General features: G+C 38.0%; 14 protein-coding genes. 2 read left to right on the plus strand and 12 right to left on the minus strand.

Features of this window, described 5'->3' with window-relative positions:
- Nucleotides 1-44: 44 nt before the first annotated feature.
- From bshB2 to CIL03_RS10860, 5 genes are all read right to left on the minus strand, one after another.
- On the minus strand, nt 45-707 hold the full coding sequence (bshB2, locus tag CIL03_RS10840; protein ID WP_094885865.1) for a bacillithiol biosynthesis deacetylase BshB2: 663 nt from the start codon (nt 705-707) through the stop codon (nt 45-47).
- Nucleotides 708-733: 26 nt separating this feature from the next.
- On the minus strand, nt 734-1,087 hold the full coding sequence (locus tag CIL03_RS10845; protein ID WP_094885866.1) for a YojF family protein: 354 nt from the start codon (nt 1,085-1,087) through the stop codon (nt 734-736).
- Nucleotides 1,088-1,244: 157 nt separating this feature from the next.
- Nucleotides 1,245-4,127, minus strand: coding sequence for an excinuclease ABC subunit UvrA (gene uvrA / locus CIL03_RS10850; protein WP_094885867.1), 2,883 nt, complete (start codon nt 4,125-4,127; stop codon nt 1,245-1,247).
- A 7-nt stretch (nt 4,128-4,134) separates the two neighbouring features.
- Nucleotides 4,135-6,117 carry an excinuclease ABC subunit UvrB gene (gene uvrB, locus CIL03_RS10855; protein WP_094885868.1) on the minus strand — a complete coding sequence of 661 codons (1,983 nt, stop codon included), beginning with the start codon at nt 6,115-6,117 and terminating at the stop codon, nt 4,135-4,137.
- 335 nt (nt 6,118-6,452) lie between these two features.
- The gene (locus CIL03_RS10860) at nt 6,453-7,571 is read right to left on the minus strand and encodes an MGDG synthase family glycosyltransferase (RefSeq protein WP_094885869.1); all 1,119 of its coding nucleotides are present in this window, start codon (nt 7,569-7,571) and stop codon (nt 6,453-6,455) included.
- Between the two features lie 91 nt (nt 7,572-7,662).
- On the opposite strand from CIL03_RS10860, the gene CIL03_RS10865 reads away from it, so the two are divergent.
- Nucleotides 7,663-8,493, plus strand: coding sequence for a metallophosphoesterase (locus tag CIL03_RS10865; protein ID WP_094885870.1), 831 nt, complete (start codon nt 7,663-7,665; stop codon nt 8,491-8,493).
- Here CIL03_RS10865 and CIL03_RS10870 read toward each other — a convergent pair.
- The 6 genes from CIL03_RS10870 to CIL03_RS10895 form a co-directional block, all read right to left on the minus strand.
- Nucleotides 8,490-9,035: a YkoP family protein gene (locus CIL03_RS10870; RefSeq protein ID WP_094885871.1), complete on the minus strand. Its 546-nt coding sequence runs from the start codon at nt 9,033-9,035 to the stop codon at nt 8,490-8,492. The two genes, CIL03_RS10865 and CIL03_RS10870, sit on opposite strands and share 4 nt — an antisense overlap.
- A 130-nt stretch (nt 9,036-9,165) precedes the next feature.
- Nucleotides 9,166-10,209, minus strand: a complete 1,044-nt coding sequence (locus CIL03_RS10875) for a multicopper oxidase domain-containing protein (RefSeq protein ID WP_094885872.1) — start codon at nt 10,207-10,209, stop codon at nt 9,166-9,168.
- A gap of 890 nt (nt 10,210-11,099) precedes the next feature.
- Nucleotides 11,100-11,660 carry a hypothetical protein gene (locus CIL03_RS10880; protein ID WP_094885873.1) on the minus strand — a complete coding sequence of 187 codons (561 nt, stop codon included), beginning with the start codon at nt 11,658-11,660 and terminating at the stop codon, nt 11,100-11,102.
- A gap of 32 nt (nt 11,661-11,692) precedes the next feature.
- Nucleotides 11,693-13,168: a cbb3-type cytochrome c oxidase subunit I gene (locus CIL03_RS10885; RefSeq protein ID WP_094885874.1), complete on the minus strand. Its 1,476-nt coding sequence runs from the start codon at nt 13,166-13,168 to the stop codon at nt 11,693-11,695.
- 24 nt (nt 13,169-13,192) lie between these two features.
- A complete protein-coding gene (locus tag CIL03_RS10890; RefSeq protein WP_094885875.1) occupies nt 13,193-13,714 on the minus strand; it encodes a cupredoxin domain-containing protein in 522 nt (173 codons plus the stop codon).
- 373 nt (nt 13,715-14,087) lie between these two features.
- Nucleotides 14,088-15,293 carry a PDZ domain-containing protein gene (locus CIL03_RS10895; protein ID WP_240508051.1) on the minus strand — a complete coding sequence of 402 codons (1,206 nt, stop codon included), beginning with the start codon at nt 15,291-15,293 and terminating at the stop codon, nt 14,088-14,090.
- Nucleotides 15,294-15,611: 318 nt separating this feature from the next.
- Between CIL03_RS10895 and CIL03_RS10900 the strand changes: the two genes are divergently transcribed.
- Entirely contained in the window at nt 15,612-17,093 is a 1,482-nt protein-coding gene (locus CIL03_RS10900) for a BCCT family transporter (RefSeq protein WP_094885877.1), read from the plus strand.
- Nucleotides 17,094-17,266: 173 nt separating this feature from the next.
- Here CIL03_RS10900 and CIL03_RS10905 read toward each other — a convergent pair whose 3' ends face one another.
- Complete coding sequence (locus tag CIL03_RS10905; protein ID WP_094885878.1) at nt 17,267-18,742, minus strand: S41 family peptidase; 1,476 nt, start codon at nt 18,740-18,742, stop codon at nt 17,267-17,269.
- Nucleotides 18,743-18,826 lie beyond the last annotated feature (84 nt).

Raw genomic sequence — 18,826 nt, forward strand, 5'->3', positions numbered from 1 at the left:
TGGCGATAATCAAAAACCCCCTGCAATTCTCAGGAGGTCTAAAGCTACTTCTCGAAATTCCAAGTATAAAATTGCTCCGTTGAAAATCTTGCTTTTGCCACTTCATCAACATCATCCTGATCTTTCCTAAATTGACCAATAATTCCGGAAGCCTGTGAAGAATGTGATAAGATCGCCTTCATTTTTATATCAAAGTATTCGGTAATATCATTTATAATATCTGGGTTGCCCAGCATCTCCACATGATTATTGGTAATTGCCTGTGCCCAGACTTTCGGACGTTTATCCGTATCCATTAACCTCACTGCTTCAATCGCTGCAGCCCCCAGTGCATTATGATCGGGATGTACAGCGTGGTCAGGATAATGAGTAATAACAAGACTTGGCTTGATATCTTCTAAAATTTTTTTCAGATGGCTTGCTACCTCATTGATATCCTCATATTCTATTGTTTTATCCCGGTATCCTAGCAGCTTCAATTCTACATCAAGCACGTTACATGCTTCTATCAGCTCTTTCTTTCGAATCTCAGGCAGTGTCTCTCTATTTGCAAAGATAGGTGACCCCATATTTCGGCCCATCTCTCCCAATGTACCACATAAATAGGTAACTGGTACCCCTTGTTTGCGAAACTCAGTCATTGTACCGGCAGCACCAAATGATTCATCATCCGGGTGTGGATAAATAACGACAACATGCTCTTCCATTTTTTCACCTGTCTCCCTCGTTTTATTTAATAGTTAAAAGGGGTTTCACTAAGCTGAAGTGAAACCATTAAACGGCCTTGGCGATCATGACCTGCAAGCAGCAGCTTTTCATTTTCAAATATTTCCCAGTCAGAAAGACCTTCAGCATAAATCCAGCCTATTTCCATTTTTAATCCAGCACGATATATTTTTCCATCCTTAATAATTTTGGCTTGATTAAACCTCACTTTTGCATTACGAATATATGCCCCGACATTATAGGCTTTATCATTGATATGGCTTGCATATGCTCCGTTCGTTGTTTCCAAATGGATATAAACATCTTTATCAACAAAACGATTCAAAATATCCTGTATTTTATCAATTTCAATCGGCTTCATTACAGTTCCTCCCAACACACATCTCTTTTTAGCTTATCTAATGCTTTTGATTGCGTCAAAAAATACGTCTGATTATTTTCGGAAGCAATTACTTAGTACATTATGGCATTCCACAAAAAAGACAGCAGCTATTTCTTGCCTGCTGTCTTTTCTAAATCTATTTCGTTCCAGATCCAACCTTTTCCTTTTCAGCAACTGCTTCTTCTGTTCGTTTTCGGTCACGTTCCAAAACAGGCATTAAATATTTCCCTGTATAAGATGCTTCTTCTTTGACAATTTGCTCAGGTGTTCCTGCTGCAATAATTTGTCCACCCCGGTCTCCGCCTTCCGGACCAAGATCAATAATGTGATCAGCTGTTTTTATAACATCTAAATTATGCTCAATGATTAAAACCGTGTCACCATTATCCACTAGGCGCTGCAGAACTTTTAGCAGCCGCTTGATGTCATCGGTGTGCAAACCTGTTGTTGGCTCGTCCAGAATATAAAATGATTTTCCATTGGAGCGGCGGTGCAGCTCACTTGCCAGTTTAACACGCTGGGCTTCTCCGCCAGATAAGGTTGTTGCAGGCTGACCTAGCTTGACATAGCCTAGTCCAACATCAAATACTGTTTGCAGCTTCCGGTTAATTTTTGGAATTGGTGCGAAAAACTCCAAAGCTTCTTCAATTCGCATTTCCAGTATATCTGCAATATTCTTGCCTTTGTATTTCACTTCCAATGTTTCGCGATTATAGCGACTACCATGGCATACTTCACATGGTACGTATACATCCGGCAGAAAATGCATTTCTATTTTTATAATTCCATCGCCCCGGCAGGCCTCGCATCGCCCGCCTTTTACGTTAAAACTGAAGCGCCCCTTTTTATAGCCGCGCACTTTTGCTTCATTTGTCTGAGCGTAAACATCACGTATATCATCAAATACACCAGTGTAAGTTGCTGGATTCGAACGTGGTGTCCGTCCAATTGGTGACTGATCAATATCGATAACTTTATCGATATGTTCAATTCCCTTTACTCTTTTATGCTTGCCAGGCTTATATTTTCCACGGTAAAGCTCCTTTGCTAATGATTTATGAAGAATATCATTTACAAGTGTACTTTTTCCCGAGCCCGATACACCTGTTACTACATTCAATAATCCAATTGGGAATTTTGCTGTTACATTTTTCAAATTGTTTTCGGCTGCTCCCACTACTTCTATTTTACGTTTATCTGCTTTTCTGCGTTTTGCCGGCAATGGTATAAATTCTTTCCCGGATAAATATCTGCCTGTTAATGAATTTTTATCCTTCATAACTTTTTTCGGTGTATCACTTGCTATTATTTCTCCACCATGTTCCCCAGCTCCAGGCCCAATATCAATCAGCCAGTCCGCAGCGAGCATCGTATCTTCATCATGCTCCACAACTATAAGTGTATTATCAAGATCACGCATCCTTTTTAAGGAATCAATCAAACGGTCATTATCCCGCTGGTGCAATCCAATGGAAGGCTCATCCAGCACGTAAAGGACACCTGTTAATGCAGAACCAATCTGGGTTGCCAGGCGAATACGCTGTGCCTCACCGCCTGATAAAGTTCCAGCCGTTCTTGATAATGTTAAATAATCCAAACCAACATTATTTAAAAACTCGAGACGGTTGCAAATTTCCTTTAGAATCATCTTGGCAATTTGCTGTTCTTTTTCAGACAAATCAAGATTTTGAAAGAAGTCCATTGATTCAACGATTGAATAGTCTGTTATATTACTAATATGCAGACCATTTACTAAAACAGCCAATGCCTCTTCCTTCAAACGGTACCCTTTACAGGTCGGACAATGTTTCATAGCCATATATTTTTCAAGTGTTTCACGAATAAAATCAGAAGAAGTTTCGCGGTACCGTCTTGCAATATTATTCAAGACCCCTTCAAAATTAATGTCATTATCCCGTACTTTTCCAAAATCATTCACATAATGAAAATGTATTTTTTCTTTGCCGCTGCCATATAAAATTATGTCTAGTTTGTCTTTTGGGATGTCTTTAACTGGAATATCCATATCAATCCCATAATGGTCACAAACACTTTTCAGCAGCTGTGGATAATATTGAGAACTTATTGGCTCCCATGCAGCGATTGCGTGCTTCTTCAAGGACCTATCCCAGTCAGGTATAACCAGGTCAATATCAACTTCCAGATTTGTCCCTAATCCATCACATGTTGGACAAGCACCAAATGGACTGTTGAAAGAAAATAACCGTGGTTCAAGTTTACCGATGGAAAACCCACATATTGGACATGCGTGATTTTCACTGAATAAAAGCTCTTCTTCACCAATTACATCGACAATTATATTTCCTTCACCGAGTCCTAGGGCAGTTTCTATTGAATCACTCAAACGGCTGGCAATACCCTCTTTTACTACAATCCTGTCAACAACCACCTCGATGGAGTGCTTTTTGTTCTTCTCGAGTTTAATATCTTCTGTTACCTCGAGCATTTCTTTATCCACACGAATCCGGACATACCCTTCCTGCTTCAGCTTTTCGAAGGTTTTTACATGTTCTCCCTTTCTTCCTGAAACGACAGGGGCCAGTATCTGCATTCTCGTACGTTCCGGATAATCCAGAATCCTGTCCACCATTTGCTGCACTGTCTGTGAACTGATTTCAATTCCATGCTTTGGACATGTCGGCCGGCCAATCCGTGCATACAGTAATCTCAAATAATCATAGATCTCAGTTACTGTACCTACTGTTGACCTTGGATTATTACTTGTTGTCTTCTGGTCGATTGCTATCGCAGGCGACAACCCATCAATCGCATCAACATCCGGCTTATCCATCTGACCCAAAAATTGCCTTGCATATGCGGAAAGTGATTCAACATAACGGCGCTGTCCTTCTGCATAAATGGTATCGAATGCGAGAGATGACTTCCCGGATCCTGATAAACCTGTTAAAACAACCAACTTATTCTTTGGTATCGTTACATCTATATTTTTTAAATTATGTGCTCTGGCACCCTGAATTTGTATTGATTTACTAGGCATGACTGACTCACCTTTCCGCTTTAAGTTCGTGAATAATATCACGAAGCTCTGCTGCTTTTTCAAAGTCAAGCGCTTTGGCAGCATCCTTCATTTCTTTTTCCATTTGTTCGATTACCTTCTCCTTCTCTTTTCCCTTTAATTTGGTAATCTTCGTTGATTTACTTTCATACTCTTCCTGTTCCTCTGCTGCTACTGTTGCACGAATGACATCACGAACCTCTTTCTTGATTGTTACTGGTGTGATATTGTGCTTTTTATTATATTCCGTTTGAATTTCACGTCTTCTAGTTGTTTCATCGATCGCTTTTTGCATCGAATCGGTAACGCGGTCTGCATACATAATTACTTGCCCATTCTCATTACGCGCCGCTCGTCCCATCGTTTGAATTAATGAGCGTTCTGAACGCAGAAATCCTTCTTTATCTGCATCAAGAATTGCAACAAGTGAAACCTCAGGTATATCAAGACCTTCCCTTAAAAGGTTAATTCCAATAAGCACATCAAACTTTCCTACTCGCAAATCACGAATAACTTCGATTCGCTCCAATGTTTTAATTTCCGAATGCAGGTAGGCCACTTTCATTCCCAGTTCTTTTAAATAATCGGTCAAGTCCTCCGACATTTTTTTGGTCAGTGTAGTAACAAGCACTCGTTCATTTCTTTCAGTTCGCTTATTTATCTCCCCGATTAAATCATCAATCTGTCCGTCAATCGGACGAACGTCAATTGCAGGGTCAAGTAATCCTGTAGGTCTGATAATCTGCTCGGTCATTTCTGGGGAATGCTCCATTTCATATGGTCCTGGTGTTGCTGAAACATATAAAAGCTGATTTGCCTTATCCTCAAATTCGCCAAAACGCAATGGACGGTTGTCTAATGCGGATGGCAGCCGAAAACCGTGATCCACCAAAACCTGCTTTCTTGCCTGGTCCCCATTAAACATACCTCTGATCTGTGGAAGCGTAACATGTGATTCGTCGATAACTATGAAATGATCATCCGGCAGATAATCGAATAATGTATATGGCGTTACACCCGCTTCCCTTAATGTTAAATGTCTGGAATAGTTTTCAATTCCGGAACAAAAGCCCATTTCCTGCATCATTTCTATATCATAATTCGTTCGCTGTTCCAGGCGCTGTGCCTCAAGTAATTTATTTTCAGAGCGAAGCACATTTAATCGCTCTTCCAGCTCTTTTTCAATATTTACAATTGCTTTTTTCAGTTTTTCTTCCCGTGTTACATAGTGAGATGCTGGAAAAATAGTTACGTGCTCACGGTCTCCTATTATTTCTCCGGTTAAAGCATCTACTTCACGAATCCGGTCAATTTCATCACCAAAAAATTCAAAGCGGATACAACGCTCTTCCCTTGATGCAGGAATTACCTCAACTGAATCCCCTCTGACACGAAAGGTCCCGCGCTGAAAATTAATATCATTTCTCGCATATTGTATGTCCACGAGATCACGCAATAATTGATCGCGATCTTTTTCCATTCCCATTCGTATTGAAAGCATTTGGCTTCCATATTCCTCTGGGGAACCAAGTCCATATATACAGGAAACACTTGCAACAATTAATACATCTTTTCGTTCAAATAATGAGGATGTTGCAGAGTGACGCAGTTTGTCAATTTCATCATTTATGCTGGCATCTTTTTCAATAAATGTATCTGAAGACGGGACATATGCCTCTGGCTGATAATAGTCATAAAAGCTTACAAAATACTCCACTGCGTTGTTTGGAAAATACTCCTTAAACTCACTGTACAGCTGTCCGGCCAACGTCTTGTTATGAGCAATGACTAATGTTGGACGATTAATTTCCTGCACAACATTGGAGACGGTAAATGTCTTACCCGTCCCTGTTGCACCAAGCAGTGTCTGATGATGCTGTCCTGCCAGCACTTTATCTATAATTTCTTGTATAGCTTTCGGCTGGTCACCAGCAGGCTCGTAACGTGATACCAGTTCAAATTTATTATCCAAATTGAAGGCCTCCGTTCCTATCTTAACTCTAATCTTATTTTATCATATATAATAATATATTTTAACATATCCACGAACAAATATTCGATTATTTTGTTTCATTGATCTATGCAGTTCAATACCCTAATTTGTCAGGCAAAAATCATTCACAAGGGTTTCACATCCTATTCATTGTTTCTCAATGTTATCTAACTTATAAGCAAAGAATAATAAGTAATTAAAAAATAGCAAGAGCAATTCACATTTGAATTTGCTCTTGCTATTTTTGCTGCTGATCTTTGTTTGATTCGCATTACTATTTTTGCACCCTCAAAAGGGAACCCGTTACCAATATCCTAATGTTGCTTTATATTCATTATCTTGCCCATTATTTCCTGTATCGGCCTCTTGTCCAAATTACAATGATATTCATGCAGCCTCTCATCATATCTTTTTCGCATAGCCTCATCTGCAAAGAAATTGATAATTTGCTCCTCCACTGAATCAGCCTGCAGATCGATTGGTATAATTAAACCCATCTGCATCAACCGATCTAAATTAATTTTCTCCTGCCCAGGCAGCGCATCACTAACGAAAATTGGTTTCTGCTTTATCAGACATTCACTCACTGTTACCCCTCCAGGCTTAGTTATTACTGCATCAGCTTGGTCATATAGTATGTTCATTTTTTCTTTGCTTTTTACATATGGAATTGGTGTTATATTAGCACTGTTTTTTGATCGCAACTGACGGTATAAAGCCTGATTCTTTCCACATAGCACATAATAATTTATAGCACTATTGTCCGTTTTATCCGGCAGGAGCTTATCGATTGCACCGACCCCGAGACTTCCCCCAGTCACTAAAACATTCAGCTGATTTTTCACTTCGCTCTGGACAGGTCCTGAACGAAATGCAGGGTGTACGGGAATCCCTGTTAAAAATATCCGATCTTCCTTTACACCTGACTGCAACAAGAATTTTTTTACATCTAATGATGGAACAAGATGATAATCAATTCCCTCTACACCCCAGACGCGATTCACAAAATAATCCGTATAAACATTTACTGTTACAGCATTCAGTTTTCTTTTCTGCTTCAAAATACTGGCAATATTCGAGGGCAGACAATGTGTGAAAAACATAATAGTTGGATCATATTCCTTCACAAGTTTTTTAAAAAAGTAATTAAATAATGCTTCATAAATAAATTGTCGATTTCTTTTAGGAAGCTGTTTACTTGCCAGAAAACAATAAAGCCAATCATATGCTCCCGGGAGAACTTCAATCCACTTCAAATAAGCAGAGGAAACAAGTCCTTCTGCCTTTCCATAGCTGTACGAAAGAATATCAACTTTATCACAGGTTATATTCTTTTCCAGATCGTACATTAAGGCATCTGCAACATGGTGGTGCCCTGTAGGTATTTGCATAAAAGGCAAAAACAGGGCTTCGTTTTTCGCAATCTCGTTCATATCCCGGTTCCCCTTTCAATCCCTTCAATTACCAATGAAAAAGGTTGTTTGAGCATGATATAATTTTAAAGCAGAGAGGAGTTAAAAAATAATGACATATATCCTTATTATTTTATTCTTAGCAGCATTCAGTTTTCTTGTTTACAAGGCTTATACCAATACAAAAGATATACAGATTAATAAAATTAAAATAAATTCAAAACAAGCGTTAAGCAATCAATCTTTATCCATACTTCATCTTTCAGATATGCATTTGGAAAATATATCAATAACACCAGAAGAATTAGCTCAAAAAATTAAACATGAAACACCTGATATCATTGCCCTGACCGGAGACTTTCTGGATCGCAGGCGGACAATTCCTAAGCTTGTGCCCTATTTACAGGTAATTCAGGAACTAAAGCCGAAGTTCGGAACTTACGCAGTATTTGGCAATCATGATTATGTTTTAAAAGAGAAGGATTTTACTAAATTGAAAGACCTGCTGGTTCAATATGATTGTCATGTTCTGCAGAATTCCAGTGAGACAATTAAGATAAACAATCAGGTGATCAATATTATTGGCATTGATGATTACAGTACGAAACGAAGTGATCTGAAGCTTGCTTACAAAAACGTTTCAGCAGGAAGTAACATTATTCTTACACATGATCCAACTGTAGTGCTTGAAATGGAAGGTTATACGTTCGATTATTTGCTTGCTGGTCATTTTCATGGTGGTCAAATTTGCTATCCTAAGGCCTATCATCTCGCTAAAATGGGAAAACTTGCACGGAAAAATATTATAAAAGGTTTGCATATGCACAATAACTCACCATTCTATATAAGTGAAGGCTTAGGCCAAACCGGCTTTAATATTCGAATTGGAAGCCGTCCGGAAATCACGCTTCATAATGTTGCGATTTCTGAGGAAAGTGCCTAACTGTTTTTACTGTGTTTAGTTAAGAGTCCATCTTTAGACATAAATAAATAAACAGGATCTTCTTTACTTTTCTTGCCTGAGAATAAATTAATCGGCAAAAACGTAATTTTTTTATAGGCACAGTAATAGTCATTTTTTATTGGTACAACGTCAAAGCCTAATCGGGTTGCTCCATTATACAATGTGGTAATCCCAATAATCCCCTTAATCTCATTGCTTTTGTGATGGTGTCTAATATAATATGAGAGCCTTGGAAGCGCACCTTTAACCATATGATAAATAAAAACTGCCCGTTTTATGTCACTTTTTACAGTAGACAACTCTTTTATCATTCTTACATTATGCAAATGAATTTTTATCAGTAAATCGTTTTTATGAATGACCGTACCATCATTCAATACCACTTCACTTCCCTTATATCTGGTAAGTCTGACGCGTAATAATGTTTTACGGTTATTATTATCGAGTACGTATTGTAATCGTGTAAATGTATAATATAATGGATCAATCAAGTTCCATGCACTTAATAGATAGCTTCTCATCACTATTTCCCTTTCCCGTTTTATTCACATCCTTAGTTTGCTTATTTTTGATTACTTTATTGGAGGAATTTTTTGGACAATAAGAAACCGGTCAGTTTGCAGCTGACCGGTTTCTTATTAGCATTTCATATTATTCAGTTACAACGATTAGGCCAACTGCACCTTTGGTAGCATGGTTAAATTGGTGTGTTACGAAAGGATATTCGCCTGCTTCCTTAACCGTGAATTCTACTACTGCACCACCACTGGCTGGAAGCATAACTGTTTGCATTCCTTCAAAATGGTTTGCAGGGTTTCCATCCATATATACATCATCAAAGATTGTTCCGATTACGTGGAAAGAGCTGACTTCATTAGGTCCGACATTATTAACATATATTCTTACTTTGTCTCCTACTTTTGCTTCCAGTGGAGCATTTTGAATTGCCCCAACTGTACCATTTGTATTTGGCTGGCCTTCATGAAGTGCTTTTGTAGAAAATACTACCTGAGATGGTACGTTATTTGTCATATCTTCTAAATCATTATATTTGTACCATTCGTTTTGAATTACTACATATTCCTTATCAACCTCATCATCTGTAGGATAGCCGTCATTTGGCTGTACAATGATTACACCATGCATCCCGTTAGCTATATGGGAAAGTACCGGATCAGTTCCACAGTGGTACATGAAAACACCTGGTTTCGAAGCCTGATAAGAAAATGTTCCTTTCTCATTAGGAGCTACATCGATAAAGCCTTTATCTGGTGCGGTGTGAACAGCATGGAAATCCATACTGTGAGGTATTGCCGGGTCTTGGTTATCCAGTGTAAAGTGAAGGGTATCTCCTTCATTTACAACAACCAATGGTCCTGGTGCTTCCCCATTAAATGTCCATGCTTTATATTCATATCCTTCCTCAATTTCAATATCTGTTATCTGTGCTGTCATTTCAATGTAGACATCTGTTCCGTCCCTTTCCATTTTCAATGGAACTGGTTCCTGATTCAGATCCTTGTGTGGTGTAATCACATCATTTGCCTTTTCCTCAGCACTTACTGTTTCAATAGTCTTTTCGAGTTCCGGGGATACTTCATGCTCTGCATTATTTGATACATCGCCACATGCAGATAACAATAGAGCACTTGCGCTTAGACCAACAACTAAACTGTAACCAAACTTTTTAAACATTCAAATCACCCCATAAGTTTTTTGTGATAGATAAGTTTTTAAAGCTTCATCCATCCAATCAATTAGTGGTCTTTCTATGTTATCTGCGTGACTGAATGGTTTATCTTATCTCTTAGTTTAAGTATAATTTTTATTGACCAAGGCACCTGTGATTTAGATCACTAAAACAATGTTCAATTATGAACAATCTATGTCTGATGTAAATATAGTAAAAACTATTGTAATAGTGGTAATACAGGTAAGATACGATTAACATAATTGTGATTTTTTCACAAAAATATATTACATTAATTGTAAATTTAATATTGTTATTCGAATGGCACTTTTCGTATAAATTACTGTTATCTGGCCCACATTTGATGTAAATTGCGAAGTAAAACTGTATTGAAAGCACATTAGAAGTGTTTTACAGGAAAAACTAAGATGAAAAGCGTTAAAAAAGGTCACATAGAAGCGTTATACAGTAATACATTTCATTCGCACACTCATCAAGGTTATGAGTTTACGAATGCAGGAGAAAACTATTCATTCGTTAACTTATCAAGGTTATGAGTGCTCGAATGCAGGAAAAAGCTATTCATTCGTACACTCATCAAGGGTATGAGTGCACGAATGCAGGAAAAAACTATTCATTCGTAAAGTCATTGAAGTTATGAGGGACAAATCAAGATGATATGCGTAGAGAAGGTCACAAAGACGCTGGGATTTCAGCAGATGCTTTTCCTGCATCGGTAGTTCCATTACTATTTAAAGTTAGTTCGCAGTCTATAGAAACTGCGAACCTCATTCAACAGATCTTATTCATATTCAAAAGCAGCAAATTTTTTCGATGGAACGCCCCCCTAGTTCGCCCCATTCGAATTAAAAACCACCCATTGTGGGTGGCATTGTTAAGATTCCTGTTCTGAGTGATCGGTAAAAACAAATTGGATAATATAAAGCACCATGAATGCTGTAATGATTAAAAATCCCCAGCCAAGCACTTTCTGTTGAACTTCCAAATAATTATTGCAAATCTGAATTGGTGTATCAATATAAAGCCATGCCATTAAGCCAAACATAGGGAGATAATTTAAATAGACAAAGCTTTTGCCAACAGCCTTTAATTTATGCCAGCTGTCCCTTAGTGGGATTCCAACAAGAAAAGGCAGTCCTAAAAATTTAAACAGCTCAACATGGTAAAATGTCAAAGCCTCATCCATCGCCCTCGGAAGCATCCAATACATCGTTATTATAATAACCAGTGTAATGCCTGGGACACCATTTTCGTTGTACTTGGCGAAAAAACGGCTAAATTTCTGAATGACCACTTTACCTGCCAGCCATCCAGCAAGAATCAAAAGTGGCAGCTGCACTAGCATATGAAGAATCATAATAGACTCCATATACGTTCTTACTGGGGGAATAAGCAGAATACAGAATAAAACAACTCCTGATATTGTCTGTTTCATAACTTATTTCCCCCTTTACTGGCTTAAAGATATTATGCTAATTTTTTGGATTCAGGACTCATTTCCACTTTATTTCTATTGCTTAGATAACGAATGAAATGAACCACAAACATCGTTAATGATAATGCTGTCAGAACCCCTGCCGCTGCACCAAAGTTTGCTGGTGCCATCCATTCCGGAAAATGAGTTGCCCATCTTCTCGGGGTGCTTAGAGCACCTGATACAAGGAAGGAACCGCTCAATCCAAGAATACCTAATGTATAACCAAGAAAAGCAATTTTATCAAAAATTTGTTCTTCCACATTACTATCCTCTTTCGCCAGATAGTACATGAATCCAAATATCATCGCACATGCGCCAAGAGCCATATACATATGAAAATGTCCCGGCACCCATTTCGTATTATGCATCACGTGGTTAACAACGATGGTAGCGTCAACTATAGCTGGCACAACACCGACAACCCAGCCAAACATGGAAAGAAAAATTAATCCTGATCCCATATCCCATTTAATCCCTGATTTATAAACTATCATTAATGCACCATAAGCTGTAATTACAAGTACAGGCAAACCATTTGCATAGGATAAAACCTGCCCCATAATCAACATCCATTTCGGCATAACAGAATCCATCAGCATATGGTGTGTGTAGATAACAAGTGTAAATGCTGTTGACATCGTCCAGGCAATTAAAAATGGCTTATTAGCTTTCCATGGACGATTTGTATATTTTGATAATATTTCATAAACAGCAATAACAGCCATGTAAATAATTGAGTTTGCAAAAATATGGCCAAACGCAAAAGTTAAATTCTTCGCCAATAATGGGTCAAAAGTAAATGCTGGATTAATAACATTAATAATGTTCATTATCAGAACAATTGCACCAGCTGTTAAGGCTGTAATGTTTACAATTGTAACCATTGTACTAGCAACAATTGTAGAAGATGGAGCATCTTTTTCAGCTTTTTTACCTGAAATGACATCCCAGCCCAGCCCTTTTGCCAAACTTCCATATTTTTTAATAATTGCCCGGCCTGTGTCCAAATAAAACAGCAGGAAGCCTATTCCCAGAATCAACATTCCAAACAGGTATAATAGTGCACCTGTCACTCCCCAGGCATTTGCTGAAATAGCAGGAAGAGGATATAGAAAGGTCCATGCGCTTGCATATTCAAAAGAAAAAACTCCTATGATTACCATTACAACACCAATAAGGAATAATGCCAGATTAACCTGGGCGATCTTTTTAGACAATTCCACATATTTACTAAGGAAATACCACATAACTCCTGCAGCTGCCAGCGCCGCTGCCCCAACCATTCCAGTCCCATGAATGGTTAAAAACTGATAAAAAGCGGCTGGAGAAAGATTTAGTGATCCGCCTTGGGCCAGCAGCATTAAAACTCCAAATACCATCATAGCTAAAATGATTATTCCACCTACAGTTAAATAGGATACAACTAAATTATTTCGTGATTTTTTTTCGCTAATTACAGCACTCATCGTTTTCACACTCCAATCATTTTATTACTTAACTTCAATTTTCCCAATCATTGCATGATGGGCAAGTCCACAATATTCCAGACATAAAATTTCATATGTGCCAGGCTTATCAAATGTGATATATACTTCATTTGTATATTCCGGCATTGCCTGTGTTTGTGCCAGGAGATTTTTATCCTTATCATAAATTCCAAAGCCGTGTGTAACATCAGAACTTGTTACATGAAATTCAATCGGTTCTCCAACGGAAAACTCAGTTTCACTCATGATCCAGCCAAACTGTACTGCTTCTACATCAACAATTGTGGGTTCAGTTTCTGCCCCGTAAACTGGCTGGTCATAAGGTAGTTCTCTTAATGTGTAGATCGTTACAACCAGCATCGCAATAACTAAAGTCACCCCATAAAATGTACGCGCTTTGTACCATTTCTTTTTAATTGGCTTATACTCTCTTCTTTCCTGTGATTTCGCTGCAACAAATACAAAAATAGCTGTAATTACTGACATAAAAAACAAACTTACAATTGAAGCTACCATTTGAACCATGACAAATACCTCCTTAAATATTAGAAAACTTGCATTCGCCTAGCTTTTGGGCGAATGCCTAGTTGCACTTATGCAGTAAGAAAGTAGTTATACTTTCTTAACTGCCAAATAATAAATATTTAGTCCTAGTGATTCGCATTAATCATACGAAAACATTTTTACAAAACAAGTGAGCCAAATCACAAAAAGTCTCAAAAATATTAATCTTAGATTTATTATATTTTTTAAGGTTTTTACCATGATAACAGTGTAAAACTGAAGGAATAGTGGTGTGGAATTTCAAAAGAAATCATTTGGATATTTTAAATGGGGGAAAAGGTTAATCTTCACGAATTTGTGACGATAGTACTGTTAATAAAAAAGCAGCAGCACATCAATTTTGTGCTGCTGCTTTTTGACTTCTTTTTTTATCCAAACGATATGGTTCTGAGGTAAAAATTATCCCGAGTTCGTGGTGTTCACCTTCATATAATGCACCTTGAACAAATCGGATCTCATCACTGTGATCAAGCAAATCTAATTTAAACGAAGCGCCGCTCTCCTGCAATGCCTGATAAAATTCTTCAGTGCTGCCGACCTTTTTACCATTTACTCTATAAATGGTTTCTCCAACACGGATTCCAAGTCTGTCGGCAGGTGTACCTGGAATAACGGCGAGTACTTTAAGCCCTTTTTCTGTCTGATGATAATAATTTGTCCTTTTGCGATCTCCTGCCCGATGATTATAGTTAATATATTCTTTCCCGATAATGGCAATCAATACTGCTGCAAATGACAGCCATGGGAGGAAACTGCCACCTATTGCCATGAGTATAACTAATGTTCCTAAAATAGCTGTCCTCTTCGCAATCCGCAGTGCTGACTGTCGCGGCAGGTTACTTTTAATTACATGATCAAAGCCCAGCAGAAATGGGACCAGGACTAAACTATAAGTCTCTTCGCCAATAGAAAAATAAGGCCAGTAGGCTGCAAATGGCGTTATCATCCCTGTAGGCACCAAAATTAAAAATGGGATAAAAGCCATTTTTCTTGCGTGATGCTGTCCTGTCCAGGCTCCACGATTGCCCATTCGAAGCTCAGGAAATGACTCATTATCTTTAACTCTGCCCAGCAAAAAAGCTTCAACAATCAGAAATATCCCAAGCAGTAAAATCAGTCCTGTAAAATTAGTAGCCGAAAATAAATCAGGATCCACATAGGTCTGGTTTTCCAGTAAAAATGGCAGAAATAATAATAATATGAAGCTTATTCCGATTGTATAACTGGAAGACAGCATGGTGAAGTTCAATGTCAAGCTTAAAATGATAATAACAGCACTTAGCAAGAGAATCGTTTCATATGTAAGTACCAAACCTGCTCCCAATGTTATGACACTAATGACGAACCCGCTGATCAGGGATAGTCCCCATGTACTTTTCCACTCCGCAAAAACATCAAATACCTTTACCCCAAAGTTTTTTCTTTCTCGTTTAATCCGTTTATACCCTGCAAAAATTACTAATATAAGAGCCCAATATAAAAGTGGGTTTAGAAAAACTCTGCCAATTCCTTTAGCAAGCTCTATGAACCATGTATCCATCAATCCTATCACCTTCTTAACATAACTATATCATATTTATTAGTATTCGATATTTGTCGAAATTCCCCTGCTTTTTCAAAAGAAAAAAGATTCGGAAATACAATTTTGGCCCCTTTGATACGAATGAAGTTTTATAATGACCTTTAATATTTTATTAGATATTTTCTGCATTCCTTATTTTGAGTATGTTTCTTCTTGAAATCCAAATAATAAGCTTAAAATAAATACTAAAGAGGTATGAAATGATTCCAATGTTTGAAACATATAATTTATTTAATTGAAATTTTACTTTTAATAAAATTATAAAGGGGCGTTTTTATGAAAAAAGTTTCAAGTGTTTTTTATATTACAATAGCATTAGTAATTATATTTGTTTCTCTTGGTGCTTTGTTGCCTGCACAATTTGAGCGAGTAACAACAACCATTAATTCTTTCCTTTCCACAAGCTTCGGCTGGTATTATATGTGGCTGATGGCTGGTCTTATCATCATTTCGATCTTTATAGCTTTTAGTCCTTACGGGAAAATCCGTTTAGGAAAAAATAATGAAAAACCTGAATTTTCAACACCAACATGGATAGCCATGCTTTTCTCTGCAGGACTTGGAATTGGTCTTGTTTTCTATGGTGCAGCTGAGCCACTTTTTCACGGGTTTTTCGATGCACCATTTGCTGAAGAGGGCTCTGAACAAGCTTTTAAATACGGCATTGCAGTGACATTTTTTCACTGGGGTATCCACGGCTGGGCAATGTATGGACTTGTCGCTCTCTCATTGGCATTTTTTCAATTTCGAAAAGGGGAGCCCGGATTGATTTCTGCGACATTGAAGCCACTTTTCGGAAACAGAATGAAGGGTCCGTTTGGAAAAACAATAGATATTCTTGCAACATTTGCGACCATATTTGGTGTTGCAACATCATTAGGATTCGGTGCTATGCAAATTAATGGGGGACTGAACCATCTTTTTGGAATTGATGTTGGTTTTACAGCCCAATTTGCAATTGTTTCCATCATTACCATCTTATTTCTGATGTCAGCATGGTCAGGGCTGAGTAAAGGTATTAAGTATTTATCAAATGCGAATATGGTACTTGCCATTTTACTTTTTATTGCAGTATTATTTGCCGGGCCTACACTGCTTATCCTAAACATGTTTACAGAAACATTTGGACTGTACTTCCAAAATATTGTCCAATGGAGTTTTCGTACTGCAACACTCGAAGGGGATAATCGTGCTTGGCTTGATTCCTGGACTATTTTCTATTGGGCATGGTGGATCTCCTGGGCGCCTTTTGTAGGAATGTTCATTGCCCGCGTATCCCGTGGAAGAACTATCCGCCAATTTTTGTTTGGTGTGATGATTGTACCAACATTTATCATTGCCATCTGGTTCGCAACTTTCGGAACAACAGCAGGTGATATCCAAAAGAGTGGCGTAGATTTAACACAATATGCAACCGAATTAGTACTATTTAACATGTTTGACCAAATGCCGTTGTCATCTATTTTGTCTCTCATAGCAATTATGCTGATTCTGACCTTTTTCATTACCTCTGCAGATTCTGCAACATTCGTTTTGGGGATGCAATCAACGAATGGCTCACTGACACCACCAACCACGGTAAAAATTGTTCTTGGTCTTGCACAATCATCCGTAGCACTTATTTTACTTTATGTTGGTGGACTAACTGCATTGCAAAATACCATTATAGCAGCAGCTTTTCCATTTTCATTCGTAGTAATTTTAATGATGGTATCATTACTTAAAGCATTAAACAAAGAAGTAAGGGCAAAGAGGTAATTATTATTGGCTCTTTTCGTATAGTTTGTTGTTATATAACCCGTAGAATATAGAAGTCTCCGTATATTTCAACTGTCCAGAGTATCCAATTTTATTGTTGTTTTAAAATCAAAATACACACGGGATTTCAATTATCCCATGTGTATTTTTTAATACGCCCTCTCAAAAGCAGCTTATTGATATAATTCACTCAAAGCTTTATCCATTTGCAGGTCATCTTCTCCGCTCCGGACCTTTTCCATGACTTTTGCTTCGATTAAGCCTGCAGTTTCTTCATCAACCTCACCAGTAGGCGACAATTCATTGTCTTCCTGAAATGCCTGTAACGCTTCTTCAGTTTCTTTACTGAAATAGCCGTCTGTTCGGCCGGTATCATAGCCTAATCCACTCAGCATCTGCTGTACATTTCCTATTTTTTCATCTGACTGATCGTATTTTAATGTCTCTTCAATCTGGATTGGATTTGTGTAGAAATAATCCGGTTGTGATGCTTCAATTGTTGGTTCGACTCCTTTTTCATGAATCCATTCACCATTTGGTGAAAGCCATTTATAAAATGTTAATTTTATGGTACTGCCGTCCCCCAGTGGTACAGCTTGCTGTACAGTACCTTTTCCAAAACTCGTTGCTCCCACAACATCGTAGCCCATCTCTTTCATGGCAACCGCAAGAATTTCTGAGGCAGATGCACTGCCTTCATTGATAAGCACACTTATTGGGTATTCTTTCTTTTCACTCAGATCAGAATAATACGGAACTTTTTCACCTTTTTGATCTTCAATCTGCAGATATGGTGTATCTTTTGGAACAAACATTTTTAAAATATCTTCAATGACTTTCAGGAGTCCGCCTGGGTTCCCCCGGACATCAATCACTAGTCCTTCTATTCCCTCATTCTCCAGCATCTTAAGCTGTTCGGAAAATTCCTCTGCTGTATGTTCGGAGAAATTCGTAATTTCCAGTATCCCTGTTTTCTTACCATCAATGGTTTCCATTTTATTGTATACCGTTTCAACCGGAATTGTATCGCGTACAATTGTCACATTAAATGGTTCTGATACACTTGGGCGCTGAATTTGCAGGATTACCTCAGAACCTTTTTCACCACGTATTTTTGCAACAGCTTCATTTAAGTTCAATCCTTCAAGACTTTCATCGTCCACCTTTAACACTTGGTCATTTGGGCGCAGTCCGGCTTTCTCTGCAGGTGAGTCTTTAATTGGAGATACAATCGTTACAGTTCCATTTACCATGCTTACCTCTGCACCGATTCCCTCAAACGATGACTCTATCTGTTCATTGAACTGATCCATCATCTCTACATCCATATATGTACTGTATGGATCCTCAAGTGAAGCCAGCATTCCCTTAATAGCACCCTCAATTAATTGTTTATCCTCAACATCCTCCAGATAATTTTGTTGAATCAAATTATAGGCCTGTGCAACTTTGCTGACATTTTTCGGAACTTCAGATCCTGCTTCCGAATTTGAACTATCATTCTCTCCCGTTTCTGCAGGACTGGATTGCTGCTGTATTTCAGACTGACCCCCGCTTTGGGCAAGTTTCCCTCCAGCATATGCACCTATAAAGCCAATCAGCAAGGCACCTATTAATATAATGACTATATGAGATTTTCTCAAATTCATGTTTTCACCTCGAAAAGTATGTTTAAAACATTGTATGTAATATAGAAAAGCATAACACTAACTGCTTTCGTTGACTATTCTTTT

Source organism: Virgibacillus indicus (assembly GCF_002266285.1).
Lineage (GTDB): Bacteria > Bacillota > Bacilli > Bacillales > Amphibacillaceae > Virgibacillus_K > Virgibacillus_K indicus.

What these genes read in the sequence shown, in the direction of transcription:
- CIL03_RS10890 (WP_094885875.1), bottom strand. Translation starts at nt 13,714, where the DNA reads ATGGTTCAAATGGTAGCTTCAATTGTAAGTTTGTTTTTTATGTCAGTA.
- CIL03_RS10900 (WP_094885877.1), top strand. Translation starts at nt 15,612, where the DNA reads ATGAAAAAAGTTTCAAGTGTTTTTTATATTACAATAGCATTAGTAATT.
- CIL03_RS10845 (WP_094885866.1), bottom strand. Translation starts at nt 1,087, where the DNA reads ATGAAGCCGATTGAAATTGATAAAATACAGGATATTTTGAATCGTTTT.
- CIL03_RS10870 (WP_094885871.1), bottom strand. Translation starts at nt 9,035, where the DNA reads ATGAGAAGCTATCTATTAAGTGCATGGAACTTGATTGATCCATTATAT.
- CIL03_RS10905 (WP_094885878.1), bottom strand. Translation starts at nt 18,742, where the DNA reads ATGAATTTGAGAAAATCTCATATAGTCATTATATTAATAGGTGCCTTG.
- CIL03_RS10865 (WP_094885870.1), top strand. Translation starts at nt 7,663, where the DNA reads ATGACATATATCCTTATTATTTTATTCTTAGCAGCATTCAGTTTTCTT.
- CIL03_RS10860 (WP_094885869.1), bottom strand. Translation starts at nt 7,571, where the DNA reads ATGAACGAGATTGCGAAAAACGAAGCCCTGTTTTTGCCTTTTATGCAA.
- bshB2 (WP_094885865.1), bottom strand. Translation starts at nt 707, where the DNA reads ATGGAAGAGCATGTTGTCGTTATTTATCCACACCCGGATGATGAATCA.
- uvrA (WP_094885867.1), bottom strand. Translation starts at nt 4,127, where the DNA reads ATGCCTAGTAAATCAATACAAATTCAGGGTGCCAGAGCACATAATTTA.
- CIL03_RS10895 (WP_240508051.1), bottom strand. Translation starts at nt 15,293, where the DNA reads ATGGATACATGGTTCATAGAGCTTGCTAAAGGAATTGGCAGAGTTTTT.
- CIL03_RS10880 (WP_094885873.1), bottom strand. Translation starts at nt 11,660, where the DNA reads ATGAAACAGACAATATCAGGAGTTGTTTTATTCTGTATTCTGCTTATT.
- CIL03_RS10885 (WP_094885874.1), bottom strand. Translation starts at nt 13,168, where the DNA reads ATGAGTGCTGTAATTAGCGAAAAAAAATCACGAAATAATTTAGTTGTA.
- CIL03_RS10875 (WP_094885872.1), bottom strand. Translation starts at nt 10,209, where the DNA reads ATGTTTAAAAAGTTTGGTTACAGTTTAGTTGTTGGTCTAAGCGCAAGT.